This is a genomic window from Legionella sp., from assembly GCF_965140895.1.
Taxonomy (GTDB): Bacteria; Pseudomonadota; Gammaproteobacteria; order Legionellales; family Legionellaceae; genus Legionella.
In genome coordinates this window covers 1-1706 of record NZ_CBCSKT010000103.1, presented here as the reverse complement: position 1 = coordinate 1706, position 1706 = coordinate 1, and the positions used below count along the sequence as shown (strand labels likewise).

The following is a 1706-nucleotide window of genomic DNA, read 5'->3' as shown; positions in this document are numbered from 1 at the left end:
AACAGCAATTGCAATGTGCTATAAGTGTATTAAATTCTATTGCTTGAGAATAGGTGGGAATTTTTACGGGCTTACGAACAATTTGTAACGCGTTTAATTGCTAAAAATCATGTATTTGAATACATCGAAATCTATTACAATAGAAAACGGCTTCATGCGATGATAGGTTATAAATCGCCAGAGATATTTGAAGCTAAAAAGGTCGCTTAGCAATGTGTCCGTTTTTTCGGGGCAAGATCAATACTTCCTGCAGCTTTATTTAGAACAATTTAATTCAATAAAGAAAGGTTCTGTTATTTCTTCAATAGCCCTTTTTAATTTGGTATTATTTCCAAGACATACTCCTTCAAATGCCATACCCTCTTCAAATAAGCCTAAAATATCATTCATAATATTTTTAATTGAAAGATCATTCTGTTGATAAGCCTCACCAAATTGAAACCCAAACAAAAAACAAATATCATCATCTTCCTTTTTCAATACTAAATAAGCTGATTGCAGGCCATCATATTGCGAGCAAATGCTCTTTATTGAATTAATAAAATCATCTGAGAAACCCCCATCAGGAACGGCTAATTCTAACTCTTTTGCTTTCTGTATGGTTCTTTTATCAATCATGTATTATCTCCAAATAATCATCTAACAACGCTAAAATTTTGCTACCAGAGCTTGCTATATCTGAAACAAAATGTTCAATCCCTTTTAATTTATTGTAATTATTTTTACTTGAATTTAATTTTTTTAACAAAAATTTTAATTGACTACTTTCGGCATAAACTCCTTCAGATTCACGTTCAAGTTGGCTCATAGAAGATAGTCTTTTGATTTCTGATAGTAAATTATTATATTCAGGACATGACATTAGTTATTCCTCCAGTAATTTCTAAACCATTTGGTTTGAATAAACCAAATAGAATCTAACTTCCCATCTATGAATATCTGGGACCCTCCTCCAATGAACCTCCCCGTGGCAAGCCACGGGGTATCAGAAGAGGCGCAACTGCTCCGTCTCATGCACCTTTCCCTGATTTTTGACATATTTCTCGACCACCTTCCAGTCCCCGCCTTCACCTACAGTCGAAACATAATATCCATCAGACCAAAACTCACCGCCCCACAACTCTTTCCTTAACAATGGAAACTTCTTAAATAATTCACGTACCGTTATACTTTTAAATTTCCTGACAACTTCACCTATGCTGTATTTTGGATGAAACGAGCACAGAATATGGATATGATTTTTATCACAGCCCAGCTGCTCAAAGTCGATCTCATATCGCTCAACAGTGACTTCCTATATTTCACCAGAAACACAATATGATAATGCGTCTGGTACACGCAATGGCTCCCTCGTTTAATAGTCATAGCGCATACTAGTTAAATTAATCTTTATAAAATGCCACTAACTGATCTAGATTTTTAATTGAAACACGTCCAGAGTCTGCATCTATTATCAAGTTTCTACAACAACAATCTACCGCATACGGCTGTAAAGAAATAAACTCATCTCCACATATATTACATTTATAAATTATATCTTCGCTTATAGGAAAACCATTGGACAAATCAATCAATTGTTTATTTGCATTTTTCATATGTGTACCTCATGGAATTTTCTTGAAATTAATCTTATATACCCATTCAACCTGAAGTTACTGGATTTATAGTCTGAAAATCATCATTAATGCGTCCCTGTAGCAACGGAG

The 1706-nt window shown here is 34.2% G+C and carries 4 protein-coding genes and 1 pseudogene; 1 reads left to right on the top strand and 4 read right to left on the bottom strand.

Annotated features, from left to right (window positions below):
• Positions 1-39: 39 nt before the first annotated feature.
• Positions 40-210, top strand: coding sequence for an IS3 family transposase (locus tag ACQY7T_RS11085; protein WP_428413397.1), 171 nt, complete (start codon positions 40-42; stop codon positions 208-210).
• A 45-nt stretch (positions 211-255) separates the two neighbouring features.
• Here ACQY7T_RS11085 and ACQY7T_RS11080 read toward each other — a convergent pair whose 3' ends face one another.
• From ACQY7T_RS11080 to ACQY7T_RS11065, 4 genes and pseudogenes are all read right to left on the bottom strand, one after another.
• Positions 256-618, bottom strand: a complete 363-nt coding sequence (locus ACQY7T_RS11080) for a hypothetical protein (protein WP_428413395.1) — start codon at positions 616-618, stop codon at positions 256-258.
• Positions 611-862 carry a hypothetical protein gene (locus tag ACQY7T_RS11075; protein WP_428413393.1) on the bottom strand — a complete coding sequence of 84 codons (252 nt, stop codon included), beginning with the start codon at positions 860-862 and terminating at the stop codon, positions 611-613. The genes ACQY7T_RS11080 and ACQY7T_RS11075 overlap by 8 nt, the downstream gene beginning before the upstream one ends.
• 123 nt (positions 863-985) lie before the next feature.
• Positions 986-1365, bottom strand: a pseudogene (tnpA, locus tag ACQY7T_RS11070) (IS200/IS605 family transposase).
• Between the two features lie 17 nt (positions 1366-1382).
• On the bottom strand, positions 1383-1595 hold the full coding sequence (locus tag ACQY7T_RS11065) for a hypothetical protein (RefSeq protein ID WP_428413391.1): 213 nt from the start codon (positions 1593-1595) through the stop codon (positions 1383-1385).
• Between the last annotated feature and the right edge of the window lie 111 nt (positions 1596-1706).

Excerpts from the sequence above, each read along its gene's own strand:
- ACQY7T_RS11080 (WP_428413395.1), bottom strand. The coding sequence starts at position 618 with ATGATTGATAAAAGAACCATACAGAAAGCAAAAGAGTTAGAATTAGCC.
- ACQY7T_RS11075 (WP_428413393.1), bottom strand. The coding sequence starts at position 862 with ATGTCATGTCCTGAATATAATAATTTACTATCAGAAATCAAAAGACTA.
- ACQY7T_RS11065 (WP_428413391.1), bottom strand. The coding sequence starts at position 1,595 with ATGAAAAATGCAAATAAACAATTGATTGATTTGTCCAATGGTTTTCCT.